The following is a 23072-nucleotide window of genomic DNA, read 5'->3' as shown; positions in this document are numbered from 1 at the left end:
TGAGTGCTTTAAAATGACCATCCTTTAAATGACATCATAGTGTGAATGGATAATCTGACTTCAACGCCAAGCCCAACTCTTGATACAGCTGCAGAGCAGGATGTGTTATCGGCCAGTTTACAGCAGGTATTTGGTTATCGTGCCTTTCGTGAAGGGCAGCGAGAAGTGATTGAGCGCAGTTTACAAGGCCAAGACACCTTAGTGATAATGCCTACTGGTGGCGGTAAGAGTATGTGCTACCAGTTACCCGCTTTAGTCTTGCCGGGTGTGACAGTCGTTGTATCGCCTCTGATTTCATTAATGAAAGACCAAGTAGACAGTTTGTTGCAAAGCGGTGTGGCTGCAGCGTATCTCAATTCATCTTTACCGCGTGAGCAAAGTGCTGAAGTGCTTCGTAAACTGCATGCAGGTGAGATAAAACTCTTGTATGTCTCGCCGGAACGATTATTGCGTCCAGACTTTATTGAGCGTTTGCAATCTGTTGAACTTTCGATGTTTGCGGTAGATGAAGCACATTGTATCAGCCAGTGGGGCCATGATTTTAGGCCTGAATATGCAGCCCTTGGGCAGTTAAAAGCGTATTTTCCGTATATTCCGTTAATGGCATTAACTGCCACCGCAGATCAAGCGACACGACTCAGTATTTGTGAGCGCTTAAATATTGCTCCGTATACCTTATTATCAAGTTTTGACCGTCCAAACATTCGTTATACCGTGGCTGAAAAATTAAATGCAGCCAACCAGTTGCGTCAGTTTGTCACGATACAAAATGGTGCCAGCGGTATTGTATATTGCAGTAGTCGCCGCCGAGTGGATGAAGTGGCAGAGCGCCTGCGTTTACAAGGATTTAATGCTCAAGCATATCATGCGGGGATGAGCCAAGATGAGCGTGCTGATGCACAAGACAAATTTTTAAAAGATCAGATTGATATTGTGGTTGCCACGGTGGCTTTTGGTATGGGAATTAACAAATCAAATGTGCGCTTTGTGGTGCATTACGATATCCCTAAAAGCATTGAAGCTTATTATCAAGAAACCGGCCGAGCGGGACGAGATGGTTTAGAAGCAGAAGCGTACATGTTGTTTGACCCTGCCGATATTGGTCGGGTGAGGCATTTAATTGAGCAATCAGAGCCCGGTCCGCAGCAACAAGTTGAGTTTCATAAGTTACACACTATGGCTGCTTTTGCTGAGGCGCAAACCTGTCGCCGTCAGGTATTACTGAATTATTTTGATGAGGTGGCATCTGAGCCTTGTGGTAACTGCGATATTTGTTTGGACCCGCCTAAACGTTACGATGGCACCGAAGATGCCCAAAAAGTATTGTCGTGTATTTATCGCTTACAACAACGCTTTGGTATTCACCATGTAATTGATGTACTCAGAGGTTCTAAAGCCGCAAATGTGGTTGATAGAGGCCATGACAAATTAACCACTTGGGGGATCGGTGCCGATAAATCGACAGAACATTGGGTCAGTGTGTTGAGGCAGTTAATTCACTTAGGGTTGGCGAGTCAGGATATTACTCGAGGTTCAAGTATTCGCTTAAACCCAGCAGCAAGAACAATTTTAAAAGCTGAAATGACCTTAATGTTGGCTGAGCCGCGGATCCAGCTACTCGATGTTAAGCGTAAACCGAATACCCGCGCGGTACAGCAGTACGATCGTAAATTATTTGCACGATTAAAACTCTTGCGCCGAGAGCTCGCTGAGCAACATGACATTCCACCGTATTTGGTCTTTAACGATGCTACGCTGGCTGAAATGTCAGCCATGCTGCCTACCAGCCCTGGTGAAATGCTTGCAGTAAACGGTGTTGGCCAAATAAAACTTGACCGTTTTGGCGGTGAGTTTTTAGATGAGATCAGTGACTATTTAACAAAAGGCTAACGCTTAGCCTTTATGCTTTAAATACGCGTGTGTAATGGTCAAGTGTCAGTTAAGTGACTTTGGTTTCTTGTGGTTTCATTTTACTCAATTGATTTAATATCGCTCGCTTCATCAAGACTTCAAATGTGTCTAACTGTTGTAAACTCGCCAGACCGATACTGGTTTTAACATCGCTTTTCCAATTGCTGAGTATCTGTTCTATTTGATGCATGACTCTAGTTGCCCCGGCAGATGATGTGTGGGGCAACAAAATAATTAACTCATCGAGGCTATGGCGAAATAGCAGATCTTGCTCTCTTAATGCCAATTGAAACTGCTGTTCAACATAGGGAATATCCACCTGACGGATACGATTGATATTAACCAGTAGCATACTCATTTGATAATGACCTTGTTTGGCATTGAGCAGTGCATTGTCAATCCGTTGTTGTTGAGTTTCTTCTTTTTTGTCGACTAATACCGCTTGTGGTTTTTTAGTTAGAAAGAGTACCAAACCAATCGATAACAATAAGATAATCAATGCGGTAATCGCAAGATTTTGATTCATATTAGATATTGGTTCTTCATCGATAGGTTGGGGGTTATTTTGCTCTGCTAAGCGGGCTTGATACTGGATAAAGTGAGCGCTATTGAGTTTAGCGGTGGCTTGTTTGGTTGCATCAAAGCGTTGCACCTGAAATTGATAAGCTAATTCAAACTGATTGTTTGCTGCATAATATTCACTAATGATCTGAGTAAACTCTTCCAGATCGGAAAATTGTTTAAGTTCGTTAGCTTGCTCGATAATCTCATTGAGCAATGATATTGCTTGAGTATCTTTTTTCTGCGCGAGATAAATCTTGGCTAATGTCCGTTTTATACGCATGACATATAGCGGCTCCTTGAATTTGGTAAAGGCTTTTATACTTGATAATGCTTGTTGTTCAGCCTTATCGTTATTTCCAATATAAGAGTTGATAGCGGCAAGTAGCGCATTACCAACAGCTAAATCTCGTTCGACTATGTTTCTGTTATTTTCAGCTTCTGCTTTTTGTAAATATAGTAATACGTCTGATTTATTATCTATTTCTATGTTTATGCGCGCCAAATTAACTGCAAATGCAAAGTTAAGCTTACCAAATGCTGATGAATCATTTGCTGCTACTTCAGCAAAATGGAGTGATTCTTTAATATCACCCATCGAGAAAAAAACATTTGATATTTCCTGCTGTACGAATGACTTTGGCAGTAAATACCATTGCTGAAATTGTTCTTGTGCTTCATCAAAAATATCTAATGCTAAGCGTAAATCTTCAATCGATTGGTTGTAATTTTCTAAGCTTGTATTTTGTCTACTGCGTAAATACAGGCTATTAACAATAGCTTGTTTTTCAGAATATCGCCTTGCTAGTCTCAATGCTTCTTCTGTCAGACGTTGCTCTTGCAATACATTACCAAGGCTTTGATTTGCAGAAGCTTCGCACTGAATAAAATAAGGCCTAGCAACATCGTATTTTAATTGTCGTGCATTGGTTTCACCTTGCTTGGCAAGCGTGATTGCCTGACTGAACTCACCAAACTCGAGTAAATTAAAGCAACGCAGTAAGCTTAATCGCAAGGTTTCTATGTTACTAAAAGATTGAGTGCTTTGTTGGCGTTCAAGCTCTGTTAAGAGTGTTCTTGCATCTTCTGATTTTTGCGAGTTAATACTATTAATCACATCCAATTGTTCACTGACATTGAGTGACTGAGTTTTCTGGACGATGTCGTCACTGAGTAATAGCTCTTGCGAAGGCAGAGATAATGCCGGTGCCGCGATGGTAAAAAGCAATAAACTAACCATAAAGCTCATAATGCGATTAAATTTATATTTATTGGCTTCTTTCGAACGGGTCATCGGTTACATCTACTCAAATTGGGTTGCTTGAAGTATACGATTTTTTAATCGTGGATACATAAATATATAAACGATGCAGCCACTTAAGTTCACAAATTTTGATCTAGCACTGTTAGCTACTTATGATAAAAATATGCCCTCTGAGCCCTGGCGAGATTGCATGTGCTGAGTGTAATGAGGTACTAGTACGTCGTAATCTTTCTCAAGTTGAGTAATTTAGGGTTGACAGCGGAGCCAGCTCGCGTTAAATATTAACTATAGAAAAATGTATACAGAATATTTATTTACTCAATATTACGTAATGTGAATATAAAATTATTTTAAGTGAATACTAAAACCATGAACACACAATCGATTTTACTCGGACTCCTTCTCCTCTCTCGCATAGACTGCGCGGAGTCCTTTGTGTTACATGCGAGATAAATTATTCAGCATACACAAACCCCGCGCTAATAGCCGCGGGGTTTTTTGTTTATAGCCCTTTTGAAACGAGCCAGTTGTGATGTTTGCAGTTAGGTTAAATACATACAAGATGGTCGATGGAGAAATTCGATGTCCGATAGAGTCATAATTTTTGATACTACGTTACGTGATGGTGAGCAAGCACTTGCCGCGAGCTTAACCGTTAAAGAAAAGCTGCAAATTGCGTTGGCTCTTGAGCGTTTGGGCGTTGATGTGATGGAAGTGGGGTTTCCTGTGTCGTCTCCTGGCGATTTTCACTCAGTGCAAACTATTGCTAAAACCATTAAAAACAGTCGTGTGTGTGCGCTATCTCGTGCGCTTGAAAAAGACATTGATGCCGCCGCACAAGCTTTATCAGTTGCTGATCAGTTCCGTATTCATACTTTTATTTCTACCTCGACGATTCATGTCGAAAGTAAATTAAAACGTTCTTTCGATGATGTATTAGAAATGGCCGTTAATGCGGTTAAATACGCCAGACGTTTTACCGATGATGTTGAGTTCTCATGTGAAGATGCTGGCCGTACGCCAATAGATAATTTGTGCCGTATGGTTGAGGAAGCGATTAAAGCTGGGGCTCGTACCATTAATATCCCTGATACCGTTGGTTATACCGTGCCAAGTGAGTTTGGTGGCATTATTAAAACGCTTTTTAATCGCGTACCCAATATCGACCAAGCAGTTATTTCTGTGCATTGTCATGATGATTTAGGTTTGTCGGTGGCTAACTCGATTGCCGCGGTTGAAATGGGCGCGCGCCAAATTGAATGTACTATTAATGGTATTGGTGAGCGTGCAGGTAACTGCTCACTAGAAGAAATCGCGATGATCCTGGCAACCCGAAAAGGTTTACTTGATTTGGATTGCGGTATTAATGCTAAAGAGATCCACCGTACATCGTCGTTAGTGAGTCAGCTTTGCAATATGCCTATTCAAGCAAACAAAGCGATTGTCGGTACTAATGCATTTTCGCACTCGTCAGGTATTCATCAAGACGGCATGCTAAAAGCAAAAAATACCTACGAAATTATGACGCCAGAAAGTATCGGTCTTAATCGTAACAACTTAAACATGACCTCGCGCTCAGGCCGTCATGTGATTAAACATCGCATGGAAGAAATGGGTTATCAGCCAAGCGATTATGATATGGACAGCCTTTACGAGCAGTTTTTAACCCTAGCGGATAAAAAAGGTCAGGTATTCGATTACGATTTAGAAGCCTTGGTGTTTATGGAGTCGCAAGCGCAAGACGACGATAAGTATCAGCTTCAGCACATGATGGTGCATTCAGATTCTACAGAAGGTGTAGCGACAGCCACGGTACGTATTGCTGTTGACGGTAAAGATATTACTGAGGCTGCCACAGGTAATGGTCCTGTCGATGCGGCCTATAATGCCATTGCCAGAGCAACAGAACGTAAAATCAATATTACCAATTACAAGTTAAGTGCAAAAGGCGAAGGTCAAAATGCACTAGGACAAGTTGATATTACCGCTAAATATAACGAACAAATGTTCCACGGTGTGGGTTTAGCAACAGACGTCGTTGAAGCTTCAGCACAAGCGTTAGTGCATGTGATGAATTTAGTATATCGCGCAGATAAAGTGGCTGATTTTAAACAGCAGATCCATAAAGAAAGGGAGTTAGGTGGCGTATGAGTTATCAAATAGCAGTTTTGTCGGGTGATGGTATTGGTCCAGAAGTAATGGCTGAAGCACGTAAAGTGTTAAGTGCTGTAGAAACACGTTTTGGATTGGATATTAGCTACACCGAATATGATGTTGGCGGCATCGCGATTGATAATCATGGTTGTCCTTTGCCTGACGCTACCTTAAAAGGTTGTGAAGCCGCTGATGCGATTTTATTTGGCAGTGTTGGCGGCCCTAAATGGGAACACTTACCGCCTAATGATCAGCCAGAACGTGGCGCATTATTACCATTACGGGGCCATTTTGAGCTATTTTGTAATTTACGCCCAGCAAAATTACACGATGGTTTAGAGCATATGTCACCACTGCGCAGTGACATTTCAGCCCGTGGTTTTGATGTATTGTGCGTGCGCGAGCTAACAGGAGGCATTTACTTTGGCAAACCAAAAGGTCGTCAAGGTGAAGGTGATGACGAAGAAGCGTTTGATACCATGCGCTATAGTCGCCGCGAGATCAGCCGTATTGCCCGCATTGCATTCGAAGCCGCCCGTGGCCGTAAAAACAAAGTGACTTCGGTAGACAAAGCTAACGTGTTAGCGTGCTCAGTCTTATGGCGTCAGGTTGTTGAAGAGGTTGCTAAAGACTTTCCGGATGTGACCTTAGAGCACATCTATATTGATAACGCGACTATGCAGCTGTTACGTCGTCCTGACGAATTTGACGTGATGTTATGTTCAAACTTATTTGGTGATATTTTATCAGATGAAATTGCCATGTTAACCGGCTCGATGGGCTTATTATCATCAGCTAGTATGAACAGCACCGGTTTTGGTTTATTTGAACCCGCAGGCGGTAGTGCGCCAGATATTGCAGGTCAAGGCATTGCCAACCCTGTTGCGCAAATTTTATCTGCGGCATTAATGTTACGTCACAGCTTAAAGCAAGAAGATGCAGCAAACGCTATTGAGCGTGCAGTCACCAAAGCATTATCAAATGGTTACTTAACCGGTGAACTGTTAACGGCAGATAAGCGCAGCGAAGCTAAGTCGACAGCACAGATGGGTGATTATATCGCTCAAGCAATTCAGGAAGGTGTGTAATGGCTCAAGTAACAGGTAAAACCTTATACGAAAAAGTGTGGGATGCGCATATTGTGGCGAGCCCAGAGGGCGAAGCGCCAATAGTGTATGTTGATCGCCATTTAGTGCATGAAGTGACTTCTCCCCAAGCCTTTAGTGGTTTAAAAGTGGCAGGCCGTAAATTACGTGCCCCAGAAAAAACCTTTGCCACCATGGATCATAACACCTCAACACGCAGTGCAAGTTTAGATGCGTTAAGCCCAATGGCACGTACGCAAGTTGAGACTTTAGCGCAAAACTGTAAAGAGTTTGGTGTGCGTTTATACGACATTCACCATCCTAACCAAGGGATTGTCCATGTAATGGGGCCAGAACTGGGTATTACCTTACCCGGTACGGTGATTGTATGTGGCGACTCGCACACTGCCACTCATGGCGCATTTGGTGCATTGGCATTTGGTATTGGTACCTCTGAAGTTGAGCATGTGCTTGCCACCCAAACACTGCGCCAGTTAAAAGCCAAAACAATGAAAGTAGAAGTACGCGGCAAGGTGACCGATGGCGTCACTGCCAAAGATATCGTATTAGCTATTATCGGCAAGTTAGGTATGGATGGCGGTACCGGTTACGTGGTTGAATTTTGTGGTGAAGCTATTGAAGCATTAACCATGGAAGGCCGTATGACCTTGTGTAACATGGCTATCGAAATGGGCGCTAAAGCCGGTATGGTGGCACCAGACCAAACCACCTTTAATTATTTAAAAGGCCGTGAGTTTGCACCAAAAGATGCGATGTGGGAGCAAGCAGTTGCAGCATGGTCTGAGCTTAAAACTGATGCAGATGCCGTGTTTGATGTTGAAGTGGTTTTAGATGCTAACGACATTGCACCACAATTAACCTGGGGTACTAACCCTGGGCAAGTTGTGGCCATTGATGCCGTGGTGCCGAATCCGCAAGATGAGCCGAACATGACCAACCGCACCAGTATGATTAAAGCATTAGAGTACATTGGCTTAACGCCGGGTACCAAAATGACAGACATCAGCATTAATAAGGTGTTTATTGGCTCTTGTACTAATTCACGTATTGAAGATTTACGCTCAGCAGCTGTGCATGCCAAAAACCGTAAGGTGGCAGAGGGTGTAGTGGCGATTGTGGTACCCGGTTCTGGCCAGGTAAAACTGCAAGCAGAAGCAGAAGGCTTAGATAAAATCTTTATTGAAGCTGGTTTTGAATGGCGTTTACCGGGCTGCTCTATGTGCTTGGCGATGAATGATGACCGCTTAGAAGCGGGCGACCGTTGTGCATCAACCAGTAACCGTAACTTTGAAGGTCGACAAGGTCGTGGTAGTCGAACGCATTTAGTGAGCCCTGCAATGGCAGCAGCAGCAGCGATAGCAGGTCACTTTGTCGATATTCGTCAACCTTACTAAACCGAGATAGGAGATAAACATGCAAGCATTTACTGCCCATACCGGTTTAGCGGTAACCATCGACAGTGCAAATATCGACACCGATCAGATTATTCCGAAGCAATTTTTATCTAAAGTGACTCGTGATGGTTTTGGCGTACATTTATTCCATGATTGGCGTTATTTGGATGATGCAGGTGATAAACCCAATCCTGATTTTGTACTTAATCAGCCACGTTATAAAGGCGCATCAATTTTATTAGCCCAAGAAAACTTTGGTTGTGGTTCATCGCGCGAGCATGCGCCGTGGGCCTTAGCTGATTTTGGGCTAAGAGTGATTATTGCTCCGACGTTTGCGGATATTTTTTACGGCAACTCAATCAATAACGGCCTATTGCCCGTTAAGTTACCTGCAGAGCAAGTACAGCAATTAATCGATGAAGTTGCAGCCGAAGAAGGCGCACAAATTACCGTCGATTTACAAGCCTTAAAGGTAACTTCACCTTCTGGTGCTGTATTTAACTTTAGTTTGGTTGAATCCGCTAGGCATAAACTGCTTAATGGCCTTGATGCGATAGGTTTAACCTTGTCATTTGAACAGCACATTAGTGACTATGAAACCCAAATTCCACCATGGTATGCGTAAGCGATTTACAATGTCATTTATACGGCTTAGGCTCCCGCAGTGACTGCTTATGACACTGCTGATTAGCGAGTTAATTGACTAATTAATTGGCTAGATAAATGAACCATGAGTGATAGTTCTGTGTTGAAAACCTCTTTTTGCTCGCAAAGAGAGGTTTTTTTATTTTTATTTGTAAATTAATTTATGTTTGCAAGAGGTTAAATCATTCTGTGGCACGTGAACATAAGCGACTAAAACTGACCGTTAAAGCTAACTAGCGTGCTATTTTTCGTTGTCTATGCTTATGTTTTTTAAAGATAATTTTTTTGTTTTCTGTCGGTGATTATATTTGAGCGTACAGTTATTTATATTTTTACTTTTTTACCCACTCATACAAATTAAAACCTTGCGCTAGATCACAGTTTCAATTCTTACCATTGTCTCCATTGTGCAAGCTGACGCCAGTTGCAAAGCGGTTTGGGATCCGTACACTGATGCCCTCATTTGAATCGAGCTTTTGCTCTATTTAGGTCGATTTAAGCAGTATGAATCTTAAACACAGAGAATGAAAATGAAAAAAACAGTGTTAACATTGGCGATCAGCGCCATTGTCTTTGGGGCAACAACTCAAGTCAACGCAGCAGGTTTTCAGCTTGCAGAATCTTCAGCTACCGGTTTGGGCCGAGCGTATGCGGGTGAAGCTGCCATCGCAGACAATGCCTCAACTCAAGCGCGTAACCCAGCAATGCTAGCGTATCTTGAAGGCCGTCAGCTTTCTACAGGCGGTATTTACGTGATGCCTGATGTCGATGTGTTAGGCGACGTGAGTGTCACCTCTCCTTTGTTAGGCCCAGATGCAGTTGTGATGAATGCTGATGAAATCGATGTTGCAGATAATGCACTCGTACCTAATTTTTATTACTCTAACCAATTGAATGATCATTGGACTTGGGGTCTGGCGGTTAATGCTAACTATGGCCTAGCCACCGAAACCGAAAAAACAAGTGCGGCAGCTATTTTTGGTAGCCACACAGCCATCACTACGGTTGAATTTAATCCTAACATCGCGTATCGCATTGATGATGAGTTTACTGTGGGTGCCGGCCTTCGTATGGTGTATGGCGAAGGTGAAGTTAGCGCAACAACGCCAGCTTGGATTGGTGCCATTAGTGCCAACCCTAATGTGCCAGCAAGCATATCAGCACGTTTACCATCGGCAGGTACAGAACTTAAATCAATGGAAGGTGATGACATTGGCTATGGTTGGAAAGCAGGAGCGAGCTGGCAAATCAATACCAGCAACCGCATCGGATTAGCTTATCACAGTGGTGTCGACCTAGATTTAGACGGTACAGTCTCTGGTGTGGTGTATGACGGCGGACAAGATATTAAGATTGATGGCTATCTGCCTATCGAATTGCCTGCTTTTGCTGAACTGGCTTCTTATCACCAACTAACAGAGAACTGGGCGATGCATGCCAGCATCAATTGGACTGAGTGGAGTACATTTGAGCGACTAGTGGCTTACTTCCCTGGAGAGGTTAAACCGACGGGCGATATTGAGTCAGATATTGTGAAAGAAGAAAACTTTAAAGACAGCTGGCGCTATGCCATTGGTACAACCTACACCGTAAACGATCAGTGGACGTTACGCGCAGGTTTTGCACTTGATAAAACGGCAGTCGATGATGAACACCGTACTACTACTATTCCAGACACAGATCGTTTCTGGTTTAGTATGGGGACTGGCTACCAAGTGTCTGAAAACTTGAGTGTCGATCTTGGTGTCACTTATATTCGTATGCACGGTGATGCACCGATAAGCGAATCTCAAGACTTACTTGGTCTCGCATCTATCGACTTCAATGGTGAAGCTACTGGTGATGTATGGTTAACCGGTGTACAACTAAGCTATAAGATGTAAAAGTCTTTGAAATCTAGCTCGCTGGGCCTCGCATTTGCGGGGCTTTTTTATACTATGATGATAACGTTGATGCTGCCAGGATGGCTTTTTATTAAAGAGAGGTTATTGGTAGGAAGTATCATCATAAGAAATATAAGCCATTTGCTATTACTGTGAAACAAAGACTAATACTTGCATTAAATTTATATGTCGATGTAGGATGTGCTATTGGCTTATTAAGCAGATAAATCATATAAAAATAATCATGTCAAAATGATATAGGAAATCAGATGGTTGCTAAGAAATACATCGTCGCGTTAGACCAAGGTACCACCAGTTCTCGTGCGATTGTGTTTGATCACCAAGCGAATATTGTCGCCGTTGCGCATCGAGAGTTTACTCAGCATTATCCTCAAGCGGGATGGGTTGAGCATGACCCAATGGAGATTTGGTCATCGCAAAGCTCAGTATTGGTTGAAGTGTTAACGCGTGCAGGTATAAGCCGTCATGATGTGGCTGCCATTGGTATTACTAATCAACGTGAAACCACCATTGTATGGAATAAACACACTGGCAAACCTATTTGTAATGCGGTTGTGTGGCAATGTCGTCGTAGCCAAGGTATTTGCCAACAACTTAAAGCGCAAGGCGCCGAAGAGATGGTACGCCAAAAAACTGGACTGGTATTAGACCCGTATTTTTCTGCTTCAAAAATAAAATGGATTTTAGACAATGTTGAAGGTGCTCGCGAACAAGCCGAGGCCGGTGATTTATTGTTTGGTACGGTTGACACATGGTTAGTGTGGAAACTTACCCAAGGTGAAGTGCATGTTACCGAGCCGACTAATGCATCACGCACCATGCTCTTTAATATTCACACCCAAGAATGGGATCAAGATTTACTTGAGTTGTTTGATATTCCACGCGCCATGCTGCCAAGCATCAAACCGTCGTGCGCCATCTACGGTTACACCGAACTGGCAGGTAACCATGTTCCGGTTGCGGGTATGGCAGGCGACCAACAATCTGCGCTATTTGGCCAGCTTTGTATCGAACCGGGTATGGCTAAAAATACCTACGGAACTGGGTGCTTTTTATTGATGAATACAGGCGAGAAAGCGGTTGAGTCGACACATGGATTGTTAACCACAGTAGCCATTGGTGCCGACGCTAAAGTCAACTATGCGCTAGAGGGGTCTGTCTTTATGGGCGGGGCGGTAATTCAATGGCTGCGCGATGAGCTAGGCTTAATTGCTGACGCTTGCGATACCCAATATTTTGCAGAAAAAGTGGATGACACCAATGGTGTGTATTTAGTCCCTGCTTTTGTTGGATTAGGCGCGCCATATTGGGATGCAGACGCCCGTGGTGCCATTATTGGGCTTACTCGTGGTGCGAATCGTAACCATATTATACGTGCAGCGTTAGAAGCCATTGCATATCAATCTCGTGATGTTTTGGATGCAATGAGTAAAGATTCGGATGTGCCACTAACCGAAATCCGCGTCGATGGCGGTGCGGTGGCTAATGACTTTTTAATGCAATTTCAAGCCGATATTACAGGGGCGAAAGTGATTCGACCATTAGTGACCGAAACAACGGCAATGGGCGCGGCATTTTTAGCAGGTTTAGCGGTTGGTGTGTGGGAGTCTACTGATCAACTAAAAGCCATGTTATCTACTGAGCGCGAATTCATCTCTACGATGGATCATGACCACAGAGCTGAAATTTACGCTGGCTGGAAAAAAGCGGTGTCGCAAGTGAGCCCTAATAGTCCTCCGCAATAATTAGGTCGAGATTAAAAAATAAGGTTTATATACCATTCCGCATTAATAATTGACCACTCAGAATGCGTCCAGCGGTTTTTGATTAAGGCGTCGCTATGTCGTAATGGTTGTTCCCTTTCAAATAGCGAGAACGCAGAGCAAAAGCCGCTGGGGCATTCCTTTCAGGCGAGTTTTTAAAGGGCTTACACTGCGTTGCATGACTTCGAAAGAGAACCACTATTCATTCAGTCATTCGCCTTGTTTAAGCCCTTTTAAATTCTCGCTGAGAGATCACTTACTAACGCGGAATGGTATTATATCTCTATATCAATAAGCTGGCTGGCGGTTTCTCCACGAGTGGAAAAGCGCTCGTCAGTGTTCATTCTTCTTAATCGACTGCCATCATTCTTTTTGTCATCTATGCTGCCTAATGTTGAGCGGCGCTCTTTGCGGACAAGGACTTTTTTAGCAACAACGGTTTTATGAGTTATGTGAGGGGGTAATTGTGACTGCGGCGCTTCATGGCTGTCGGCGCTAATAGCGCTAGAGCCTCGCACTTGTTCAACAATCCTTCTTCGCTCACTCACCGCGCGCACAGGTCTCGCTAACATGGCATAAATGCTGTCGATACTCATGTTGCGTCCTCCTGAGCCAATAAATACAATCGTTATGTTGTTAACTATACCTGTTATCGGCATCGTCAGGCTAAAATTTAATCATCTTTCATTATGGATTAACATCCGGTGTATTTTCATACCATTGGCTGACTTGCTGCGGGCTTAAACCAAGGTCGGCATTGCTGATGATGTGTTGGCAACTGAGGCGATAACCTTGAGCTAGCTTGCGTTTACTTAATTTGGCGATGTCATACTCGCAGGCGGAAGGCGGTGTCGATAAATACCGCACAACACATTGGCCGCATTGACCTCCACCGCCACATTCGGTAATAAATCCTTTAGTGTGTAAAGTACTTGCATGCTTGTTGATATTGTCGAGCATTAACCCCGACTTAGCGCTGATTTGAGCGATTAATTTCTGTGAATCATAGAGTGTTACCGTTACTGGCCGTTTTCTCGCTGACCAGAAAAATCCCTGCTGTAATTGATACAGCAATAAACGAACGCCACTGATAGCAAATATAAGGCTTAACACGGCAATTATCTGTGTCCAGAGGTGATTAAAACTTACGCCATTTTCCGAGTTGTAATCCATAAAATGTAACATCAATAACCATTGTTGATAATCAGAGCGATTATTTTGATGCGCAATCACGCTACCTGAGTGGCGATTAACATAAATACGGGTATCGACGCCATCGCTAGCAGCAAACATTAATGTACCAGCAGGCATTGTGGTGTCGTGTTTAAGTACCTTTGCTGGTGCAAGTTTGGCATCGCCGCGATAACTGGCACGGGCGATCTGATGTATTTGCAGATCTGTCAGGCTCACTCTACTTAATACCTGCTGATGCTTTGTCGTGGTTTGTAGGGTGTCGGCCCATACAAACACTTGCTGACCATTCACTTGAGTCAGTTGATAAGCCGGACGGGCTAGAATGGTGATTAATTCTATGTCGCTAAGCGGCATGTGAGATAACCTCACCACATCATTAATCGACACCGTCATCTGCAGGCTTATTGGTATTGCTTGTGCTGATACAGATTGTTGTTGATGCATGCTGGCAGAAAACCAGGCTGACGGAATCATGTTTAACAATAAGCCAGTAACTATCCACAGCAGTAGTTGCAAGCCAATCAATAACCCCAGCCATTTATGCAATTGTTGCCAGCGGATCATCGAGCCACCTTTTTATTGTGACTTAAGCGAAACCATAACAACATTGTGCCGAACAGTGCCGTGAGCAAACTCAAACTGGTCATTAACGTCAGTAGATTGTTATGGATATTGTCGCGCGTATCGTAGTCCATAATATGCAGCATCCACATAACATCAAATAAACGCCAGTACACATGGCGCTTGGTCACGATTTCTCCTGTGTCTACAGAGACATACAAACTACTTTGTTTAATATCGGCAAAATTAATTTGCCACACAGGTAACCATTTAGGGTTTAACTCACTGGGAGCGGTTTGTACATATAACTGCGCACTGCTAATAACGCCCGCTCCAGTATAAGCGCTAAGCGCAATATGTTTGGCTTGTTGTTCAGTCAGAGGATCAAGCGGTAACCCCGTGTTGGCATTAAGAATAATTAACTGTGATTGCGAGGTGAATTGATAAAATGCCTGCCCTTGTCGCTGAGTTAAACGTATTTGACTCGCGTCTGGATAGTGTTTCAGTAACGTTGTTATTGGATAAGTCACTGTGGTGAGAGCAACGTTTTTGGGCGCCGATGTTAGTGTATCACCGTGAATGAAATTGATGTCCATTAACACCATGTAGGCCCCTGACAATATCCATAAGAACATTTGTAACCCGGCAAAAAGTGCAAACCAGCGATGAAAGCGGCGTAAAGTATGGCCATTTAGCATAATAGTTGCCGTGCAAATGAAGATGGGAGTGCTTTTTTAACACTAATTAATGATCAAGATCGACAATTTGTGAGTTTTTATTCTGATTAATTCGCATCGATTGCGGTGCTAATTCAACCAAAAGGTGGATTGTTAGCGCTATTAAGAGATGTTAATAAAAAGATCACCACCGATTTTTAGCCGATAAAATGACCGTTATGTGTCTGGTTTAACTCATTTACCCTGATTTTAAGCTGTTTTTAACAACTGGCTTTGTCATTCATCCCGTTTGAGATTAATTTGCTGCTAACCCGCTTGGGGTCTGGATTTAATATATCTGTCCATTGCTTGACAACACTTGCATAGAGTCCCTAAACTTAGCATTTGTGGGGAAAAGTGGATCATTGTGGATCAAATGCTAACAAAAGAGGTCTCATAACGTGTTTCGGGGTGCCAGTGCTATCAATATGGACGCTAAAGGACGGATCGCAATTCCTGCGAGATACCGTGACGCGTTACGTGTAGAGCATGCCGGTACTGTGATTATCACTGTTGATATTGAATCCGCCTGTTTGTTGATTTATCCATTACATGAATGGGAGCAGATTGAAGCAAAGCTTAAATTGCTGTCAGATACCGTTCCACTTGAACGTTCCTTTAAACGAAAATTACTAGGTCATGCCCAAGATTGTGAACTAGACAGCCACGGACGCATTGTGATTCCGCCGGCTTTACGAAGTTTTGCCAGCTTAGAAAAGAAAACCATGCTGGTGGGCTTACTGAATAAATTTGAACTATGGGAAGAGTCAGCTTGGCAGCAACAGATGGATGACGGTAATACACTCATCCACAGCCAAGATTTAGCCAGCAATGAACGCTTGGCACACTTTTCACTGTAGAGACCAAAAGGTTAGAAGAACCCAATGAGCCAAGAGTTTGCCCATTTATCTGTATTACTGAATGAGACCGTTGATGGTCTCAATATCCAACGTGATGGCATCTATATTGATGGCACGTTTGGTCGTGGTGGACATTCTCGTCATGTGCTGAGCCATTTGGGTGAAAACGGTCGCTTAATTGCAATCGATCGCGATCCTCAAGCCATTGAAGCGGCAAAGCAATTTGCAGATGATCCGCGGTTTCAAATCGTACATGGCGGTTTTGGTCAATTAGCACAATATGTCGAAGAGTTAGGACTGACCGGTAAAATTAATGGCGTGTTATTGGATTTAGGCGTGTCGTCACCGCAGTTAGATGATGCCGAACGTGGTTTTAGTTTTTTACGAGACGGACCATTAGACATGCGTATGGACAACAGTCAGGGGCAAACGGCAGCTCAATGGATTGCTCGCGCTGAAATTGAAGACATGGCATGGGTATTTAAAACCTATGGCGAAGAGAAAAACTCTCGTCATATTGCTCGCTGTATTGCGGCAGACCGTGAAAAAACACCGTTTTTACGTACTAAAGATTTAGCCGATTTAATCGCACGTATTACTAAAAATAAAGAACGCAATAAGCACCCTGCAACGCGAGTTTTTCAGGCAATTCGTATTTATATCAATAGCGAGCTAGAGCAGATTGATCAAGCTCTTGAAGGTGCATTAACGGTATTGGCGCCACAGGGGCGTTTGTCGGTGATCAGTTTCCACTCGTTAGAAGACCGTATGGTAAAGCGTTTTATTCGCCGCCATAGCCAAGCTGAAAGCGTGCCATATGGATTGCCTATTATGGAAGCAGAGCTTAATAAATCGCGTAAATTAAAGGCGGTTAGTAAGGCTCTAAAGCCTTCTGATGCAGAATTAGAACAAAATCCTCGTGCCCGCAGCTCGGTTTTACGAGTTGCTGAGCGCTTAGATTATTAGTCTTTGAGGTTAATGTGAGCCAATCGACATTAAGTTTACCTCGAATTGTGTTGCAAGATCTTTGGCGTCACAAGTGGATTGTGTTGTTGGGGATGTTAGTCGTCTCTAATGGCATTGTTGTGGTGTATACCAGCCATGTGACGCGACAATTGATATCGCAGTGGGACCATTTGCTGCAAGAGCAAGATCGATTAGATATTGAATGGCGCAACTTATTATTAGAAGAGCAGTCGCAGTCTGAACACAGCCGTGTGACGCGAATGGCAACAAAAGAACTCAATATGGCGCGGCCGCTTCCAAAAGAAGAAATCATCATTCGAGTTCAGTGAGCATAGGGATTATGGCAAGACAAGCAAAACGAAAATTAAATCACGAACTGATTCCATGGCGTTTATACGTTGTGGTGGGGTTTGTTTTGCTATTATTTTGCAGCCTGATTGCACGTGCAGCTTATATTCAAATTATTGAGCCTGACAAACTGCGGCACGAAAGTGACATGCGCACCTTGCGTACCACCAGTAATCAAGTTCAACGTGGATTAATTACGGATCGTAACGGCGATATGCTCGCTGTCAGCGTTCCTGTGCGTGCGGTGTGGGCTGATCCTAAGCATGCTCACGATCAAAATGCATTTAAAGACATGCGTCGTTGGCAAGCTCTAGCGGATGTATTGCAAGAGCCTGTCGATGAATTGGTTCGTAAAGTAAAAGGCAACCCGAAAAAACGTTTCGTTTACTTAAAACGCCAAGTGACTCCTGCTGTAGCTGATTACATTCAACAGCTCAAAATTGGCGGGATTTATCTTAAGTCAGAATCGCGTCGTTATTATCCGAGTGGTGAAATAGCAGCCCAGTTAATCGGTATTACTAATATCGATGACGTGGGTATTGAAGGTATCGAAAATACCTACAACACCTGGCTTACTGGTACACCCTCAAAACAAAAAGTGCGTAAGTCGCGCGACGGTAGTGTAGTTGAACGTTTAGATATGGTGCAGGAGGGTGAAAGCTCGAACGACCTTGTATTAAGTATTGACCAACGTATTCAGCAATTGGCCTATCGTGAACTCAAGCGTGCCACTGAGATGTACCAAGCAACATCGGGCTCCGTTGTGGTGATAGACGTGCTCACCGGTGAAGTGTTAGCAATGGCAAATACTCCCTCTTATAATCCTAATTCTCGCGACAACTTACAAACTCACCGTATGCGTAATCGCGCATTAACCGACACCTTTGAGCCTGGCTCTACCGTCAAACCGTTTGTGGTTGCAGCTGCATTAGAAGCTGGCACCGTTAAGGCAAATGAGCTTATCCAAACCTCGCCAGGTTGGATGCGTATTGGTGGTCGTCAAGTGCGCGACTCTAACAACTATGGTGAGATGTCGCTGGCGAAAATCCTTGTTAAATCAAGTAACGTTGGCATCAGTAAGTTGGCATTGTCTATGCCGGTGCAACAGTTATTAGGCACTTATCAGTCAATGGGGCTGGGTAATTATTCTGGCATCAATTTAACTGGCGAAAGTGCTGGGCTTATTCATGACCGCAACCGCTGGTCTGACTTTGAACGCGCCACCTTATCATTTGGTTATGGCTTTACCGCGACGCCTCTGCAAATTGCGCGTATGTACGCCACGTTAGGCAGCGGCGGTGTGTTGTATCCCGTTTCGATTTTAAAACTCAAGCAAGCCCCTAAAGGCGAGCAAGTTATTTCTACTCAAGTGGCTAAAGATGTCATGCAAATGCTTGTGGGCGTGACCGAACTGGGCGGCACCGCGAGAAAGGCTCATATTGACGGTTATCCGGTGGCGGGTAAAACCGGTACCAGCCGTAAAGCCGTTGCAGGAGGTTATGGTGATGATTATGTTGGCTTATTTGCCGGTGTCGCGCCTGTTCACAAACCTCGATTAGCGATTTCAGTGGTGATTAATGAACCGAAAGGTGACAAATATTATGGCGGTGATGTCGCAGGGCCTGCTTTTGCCAAAATTATGTCCGGGGCATTGCAAATGCTGAATGTTGAGCCAATTTCAGAGCGAGAGGCTATCCATTTAGCCACTGCGCAAGGAGCGCAGCATGATGTTATTAAATGATTTATTAGCACCGTGGTTTCATTATGCTGGCTCAGAGTCGATTAATGGCTTAACACTAGACAGCCGCAGCGTCAGCCAAGGTGGATTATTTGTTGCTCTACCTGGTTATAAAGTCGATGGTCGCGAGTATATTTCACAAGCTATTGATGCCGGCGCTGCTGCAATATTGATTCATACTGATAATCCTGATCAGCACGGCTTAGTCGATTTACAGCAATACCAAGTTCCGTTGGTGTATTTTTTCCAACTGTCGCGACAGTTGTCTGCCGTTGCTGCCCAATTCTATGCAACTCATACCCATTCATTAGCATTAATTGGCGTAACTGGCACTAACGGCAAAACCTCTGTTAGCCAAATCATTGCACAAATCGTGAATTTGCTCGGACACCCAGCGGCCGTTATGGGTACGTTAGGTAATGGCATTTGGGGACAATTAGTCGACAGCGGTAATACAACGGCCGACGCCATCACCGTCATGAAGCAATTAGCCGAGTTTAATGCTCAAGGGGTGAAAGTGTGCGCCATGGAAGTGTCTAGCCATGGTTTAGTGCAAGGCCGTGTAGAGGCCGTCCCCTTCGAAACGGCTATTTTTACTAATTTAAGCCGTGATCACCTTGATTATCATGGTGATATGGATGCTTATGCCGCTGCTAAGAAACGCTTATTTCATTTCCCTAGCTTAAAACACGGTGTGATTAACATTGATGACGCCACAGGTACCAAGTGGTTTGCTGAGCTCGCTAATCGTCAGATTAAGTCGTTCAGTACTCAAGGCGATGCCAGTGCCGACTTTTATTGTACCGAGGTGCAATACCATGATGCAGGTGTGAGCGCTGTGTTGCATTATCCAGCATTAAATGGCCAAAGCAGTTTATCGGCCAGCGTTGAATCACCCTTACTTGGCGCGTTTAATTTATCAAATTTAGTCGCAGCCATTGCAGCGTTGTATTTGCAAGGCATGTCGATGACCGCCATGCTCGCGGTGATACCAAATTTAGTCCCTGTTGCCGGTAGAATGGAGCGTTTTTCCGCTGCTAATAAAGCCACTCTAGTGGTTGATTATGCGCATACGCCAGATGCCATTGAGCAAGCACTAAAAGCATTGCGCGTGCACTGCCAGGGTACCTTGTGGTGTGTGTTTGGTTGCGGCGGTGATCGCGACAAAGGTAAACGACCATTAATGGCGCAAGCCGCTGAGCAATATGCAGACAAAGTGATGATCACTAGCGACAATGCGCGCAGCGAAGATCCACAAACCATTATCAACGATATTTTACAAGGCATCAGCCAACCCAATAATGTGCTAACACATGTTGATCGTATAGAGGCTATTACTCGTGTTGCAGCATTAGCACAAGCAGACGACATTGTATTGCTTGCAGGTAAAGGGCATGAAACCTATCAAGAAGTTGCAGGCCAACGTATCGATTATGATGAACGCGCTTTAGCACTTGCTTTGTCTAAGGACACATTATGATAAGTTTATCTTTAGCGCAGATTACCGAGCACTTACAGGGCGCATTACACGGTGTTGACGACGGTGTTGACGACGGTAATGGCCAAGGTTGTGACCATGAAATTACATCGGTAAGTACCGATAGTCGCAAAATTGAAGCAAAGTGTTTATTTGTAGCGTTAAAAGGTGAGCGTTTTGATGGCCATGATTTTGCCAAAACGGCCATCGATAATGGCGCAGCGGCATTGTTGGTTGATCATGTTCTGCCGTTTGATGTTGCGCAAATTGTAGTTACCGACACTCAAAAAGCCATGGGCAATATTGGCGCGCTTGTGCGTCAACACGTTAACCCAATCAGCATTGCGCTGACGGGTTCTAACGGTAAAACCAGCGTGAAAGAAATGGTTGCCACTATTTTATCGCAACAACACCAGGTGTTATTTACCGCGGGTAATTTCAATAATGAAATCGGCGTACCGTTAACACTGCTGCGTTTAACTCAAGGCGATGAATATGGCGTGTTTGAGTTAGGTGCTAATCATCGTGGTGAAATAGATTACACCTCTTCATTAGTGCAACCGCAAGTGGCATTAGTGAATAATATTGGCAGTGCACACCTAGAAGGCTTTGGTTCGCTAGAGGGTGTGGCCGAAGCCAAATCAGAAATTTTTAATCATCTGGCTAGCAATGGCACTGCGATTATTAATGCTGATGATAAATATGCCCCTTATATGCTGCAACGCTCGCAAGGCCACAAGCAGTTACATTTTTCGTGTCAGGCAGACGTTGATGCAGACGTTAAAGCTATCGATATTGAAGCTGACGAAAATGGCTGTTGCCAGTTCATGTTGACCTTCAATGGTCAGCAAGTCGCGGTGCAATTACCTCTGGCAGGATTACACCAAGTCAGTAATGCACTCGCTGCCGCGTCTATGTGTCTAGCACTCAATATTCCGTTATCGGTTATCGCGCAAGGGTTTGTATTATTGCAACCGGTAAAAGGGCGTATGCAACCGCATAAGCTCGGGCGCATGCTGTTAATTGATGACAGTTATAACGCAAATCCCACTTCAGTCAGTGCTGCAATCAATTGGTTGCAACAACGTGATGGTTATCGTTGTTTAGTGCTGGGAGATTTGGGCGAATTAGGCGACAATGCTGCCCCTTTGCACGCCAGCGTTGGATTGCAGGCGAAAAATGCAGCAATAGAGGGTTTATTCTGTTGCGGCCAACTTTCGGGCTATACCAGTGAGGCTTTTGGTAGCGAGCATTTTTCAGCACAAGACAAATTGATTGTCGCATTACAACAACACCTCAAAGATGTTGAAGGCAATGTGACTATTTTAGTTAAAGGTTCTCGCAGCGCTGCTATGGAGCGGGTTGTCGACAGTTTATTGAATGCCTATGGGCGTGGGGAGTTAGTGTAGATGCTGGTTTATCTAGCCGAGTATTTAACCCAATTTTATAGCGGGTTTAACGTTTTTTCATATGTAACGTTCCGGGCTATTTTAGGCTTGTTGACTGCATTGGTGTTTAGTTTGTGGTGGGGACCGATTTTAATTAAGCGTCTGCAAATGCTGCAAATTGGTCAGGTTGTACGTGATGACGGTCCAGAATCGCATTTCAGCAAGCGTGGCACCCCGACAATGGGGGGGATTCTGATCCTTGCAGGTATTTTTATCAGCGTGTTGCTATGGGGTGATTTATCGAATCGCTACGTATTAGTCACGCTGTTTGTGTTAGGCAGTTTTGGTGCGATTGGCTTTATTGACGATTACCGCAAAGTGGTTAAAAAGGACTCTAAAGGCCTTATTGCTCGTTGGAAATATGCACTGCAATCTATAGCTGCAATCATCGTGGCGGTGTTTTTATACAGCTCTTCGACCATGAATGGCGAAACACAATTAGTGGTGCCGTTTTTTAAAGACGTGATGCCACAACTTGGGTTGATGTTTATTGTACTGGCTTACTTCACCATTGTGGGCGCGAGTAATGCCGTGAACTTAACCGATGGTTTAGACGGTTTGGCGATTATGCCAACGGTTATGGTTGCGGCAGCATTTGCGTTAATTGCTTACTTGTCTGGTCATGCACAATTTGCCAGTTATTTGCATTTACCGCATTTACCTCTAGCCGGTGAACTCGTGATTGTGTGTACCGCAATGGTCGGTGCTGGCTTAGGCTTTTTGTGGTTTAACACTTACCCAGCACAAGTATTTATGGGCGATGTTGGTTCATTGGCATTAGGTGCTGCATTAGGTGTTATCGCGATTTTGGTTCGCCAAGAGATTTTGTTAGTGATTATGGGCGGTGTATTTGTAATGGAAACCGTGTCGGTGATCTTACAAGTGGGCTCGTACAAATTGCGCGGTCAGCGTATTTTCCGTATGGCGCCTATTCATCATCACTATGAGTTAAAAGGATGGCCAGAGCCACGGGTTATTGTGCGCTTTTGGATTATCTCATTGTTTTTAGTGTTATTGGGTCTTGCGACTCTAAAACTACGCTAAGCAATCATTAAGGTAGAT

18 protein-coding genes are annotated in these 23072 nt (G+C 44.0%); 14 read left to right on the top strand and 4 right to left on the bottom strand.

Going from position 1 to position 23072, the window contains the following annotated elements; genetic code table 11:
• Positions 1 to 45: 45 nt before the first annotated feature.
• Positions 46 to 1890, top strand: a complete 1845-nt coding sequence (recQ, locus tag AC19MX_RS18980; protein ID WP_498299498.1) for a DNA helicase RecQ — start codon at positions 46 to 48, stop codon at positions 1888 to 1890.
• Positions 1891 to 1939: 49 nt separating this feature from the next.
• Here the strand turns inward: recQ and AC19MX_RS18975 are convergent, their stop codons facing one another.
• Positions 1940 to 3766: a diguanylate cyclase domain-containing protein gene (locus tag AC19MX_RS18975; RefSeq protein WP_498299496.1), complete on the bottom strand. Its 1827-nt coding sequence runs from the start codon at positions 3764 to 3766 to the stop codon at positions 1940 to 1942.
• A gap of 552 nt (positions 3767 to 4318) precedes the next feature.
• Here AC19MX_RS18975 and leuA point away from each other — a divergent pair.
• The 6 genes from leuA to glpK all read left to right on the top strand — a co-directional run bounded on the left by leuA (position 4319) and on the right by glpK (position 12684).
• Positions 4319 to 5887 carry a 2-isopropylmalate synthase gene (leuA, locus tag AC19MX_RS18970; protein WP_432403733.1) on the top strand — a complete coding sequence of 523 codons (1569 nt, stop codon included), beginning with the start codon at positions 4319 to 4321 and terminating at the stop codon, positions 5885 to 5887.
• Positions 5884 to 6978, top strand: coding sequence for a 3-isopropylmalate dehydrogenase (gene leuB, locus AC19MX_RS18965; RefSeq protein WP_498299494.1), 1095 nt, complete (start codon positions 5884 to 5886; stop codon positions 6976 to 6978). Before leuA ends, leuB begins: the two co-directional genes overlap by 4 nt.
• Positions 6978 to 8390: a 3-isopropylmalate dehydratase large subunit gene (leuC, locus tag AC19MX_RS18960; RefSeq protein ID WP_498299493.1), complete on the top strand. Its 1413-nt coding sequence runs from the start codon at positions 6978 to 6980 to the stop codon at positions 8388 to 8390. Before leuB ends, leuC begins: the two co-directional genes overlap by 1 nt.
• A 19-nt stretch (positions 8391 to 8409) precedes the next feature.
• Complete coding sequence (leuD, locus tag AC19MX_RS18955; protein WP_432403739.1) at positions 8410 to 9015, top strand: 3-isopropylmalate dehydratase small subunit; 606 nt, start codon at positions 8410 to 8412, stop codon at positions 9013 to 9015.
• 550 nt (positions 9016 to 9565) lie between these two features.
• Positions 9566 to 10918, top strand: coding sequence for an outer membrane protein transport protein (locus AC19MX_RS18950; protein ID WP_498299491.1), 1353 nt, complete (start codon positions 9566 to 9568; stop codon positions 10916 to 10918).
• A 269-nt stretch (positions 10919 to 11187) separates the two neighbouring features.
• Positions 11188 to 12684, top strand: a complete 1497-nt coding sequence (glpK, locus tag AC19MX_RS18945; RefSeq protein WP_432403744.1) for a glycerol kinase GlpK — start codon at positions 11188 to 11190, stop codon at positions 12682 to 12684.
• Positions 12685 to 12977: 293 nt separating this feature from the next.
• Here the strand turns inward: glpK and AC19MX_RS18940 are convergent, their stop codons facing one another.
• The 3 genes from AC19MX_RS18940 to AC19MX_RS18930 all read right to left on the bottom strand — a co-directional run bounded on the left by AC19MX_RS18940 (position 12978) and on the right by AC19MX_RS18930 (position 15155).
• Positions 12978 to 13298 (bottom strand): hypothetical protein, encoded by a 321-nt coding sequence (locus AC19MX_RS18940; RefSeq protein WP_498299489.1) that lies wholly within the window; start codon positions 13296 to 13298, stop codon positions 12978 to 12980.
• A gap of 91 nt (positions 13299 to 13389) precedes the next feature.
• Positions 13390 to 14460: a PepSY domain-containing protein gene (locus AC19MX_RS18935; protein ID WP_498299487.1), complete on the bottom strand. Its 1071-nt coding sequence runs from the start codon at positions 14458 to 14460 to the stop codon at positions 13390 to 13392.
• A complete protein-coding gene (locus AC19MX_RS18930; RefSeq protein ID WP_498299485.1) occupies positions 14457 to 15155 on the bottom strand; it encodes a peptidase in 699 nt (232 codons plus the stop codon). Before AC19MX_RS18930 ends, AC19MX_RS18935 begins: the two co-directional genes overlap by 4 nt.
• 419 nt (positions 15156 to 15574) lie before the next feature.
• On the opposite strand from AC19MX_RS18930, the gene mraZ reads away from it, so the two are divergent.
• From mraZ to mraY, 7 genes are read left to right on the top strand one after another with little or no spacing between them, the layout of a single operon-like run.
• On the top strand, positions 15575 to 16033 hold the full coding sequence (mraZ, locus tag AC19MX_RS18925) for a division/cell wall cluster transcriptional repressor MraZ (protein ID WP_432403752.1): 459 nt from the start codon (positions 15575 to 15577) through the stop codon (positions 16031 to 16033).
• A gap of 24 nt (positions 16034 to 16057) precedes the next feature.
• A complete protein-coding gene (gene rsmH / locus AC19MX_RS18920) occupies positions 16058 to 16999 on the top strand; it encodes a 16S rRNA (cytosine(1402)-N(4))-methyltransferase RsmH (protein WP_432403754.1) in 942 nt (313 codons plus the stop codon).
• Between the two features lie 14 nt (positions 17000 to 17013).
• The gene (ftsL, locus tag AC19MX_RS18915) at positions 17014 to 17328 is read left to right on the top strand and encodes a cell division protein FtsL (protein WP_432403756.1); all 315 of its coding nucleotides are present in this window, start codon (positions 17014 to 17016) and stop codon (positions 17326 to 17328) included.
• Between the two features lie 11 nt (positions 17329 to 17339).
• Positions 17340 to 19088: a penicillin-binding transpeptidase domain-containing protein gene (locus AC19MX_RS18910; RefSeq protein WP_498299483.1), complete on the top strand. Its 1749-nt coding sequence runs from the start codon at positions 17340 to 17342 to the stop codon at positions 19086 to 19088.
• Entirely contained in the window at positions 19072 to 20565 is a 1494-nt protein-coding gene (murE, locus tag AC19MX_RS18905; RefSeq protein ID WP_498299481.1) for a UDP-N-acetylmuramoyl-L-alanyl-D-glutamate--2,6-diaminopimelate ligase, read from the top strand. The genes AC19MX_RS18910 and murE overlap by 17 nt, the downstream gene beginning before the upstream one ends.
• Complete coding sequence (locus AC19MX_RS18900) at positions 20562 to 21971, top strand: UDP-N-acetylmuramoyl-tripeptide--D-alanyl-D-alanine ligase (protein ID WP_498299479.1); 1410 nt, start codon at positions 20562 to 20564, stop codon at positions 21969 to 21971. Before murE ends, AC19MX_RS18900 begins: the two co-directional genes overlap by 4 nt.
• On the top strand, positions 21972 to 23054 hold the full coding sequence (mraY, locus tag AC19MX_RS18895; RefSeq protein ID WP_498299477.1) for a phospho-N-acetylmuramoyl-pentapeptide-transferase: 1083 nt from the start codon (positions 21972 to 21974) through the stop codon (positions 23052 to 23054).
• The last annotated feature ends 18 nt before the right edge of the window (positions 23055 to 23072 follow it).

The sequence above is a fragment of the Shewanella sp. MF05956 genome, from assembly GCF_059758055.1.
This window is presented reverse-complemented; position numbering and strand designations above follow the sequence as displayed.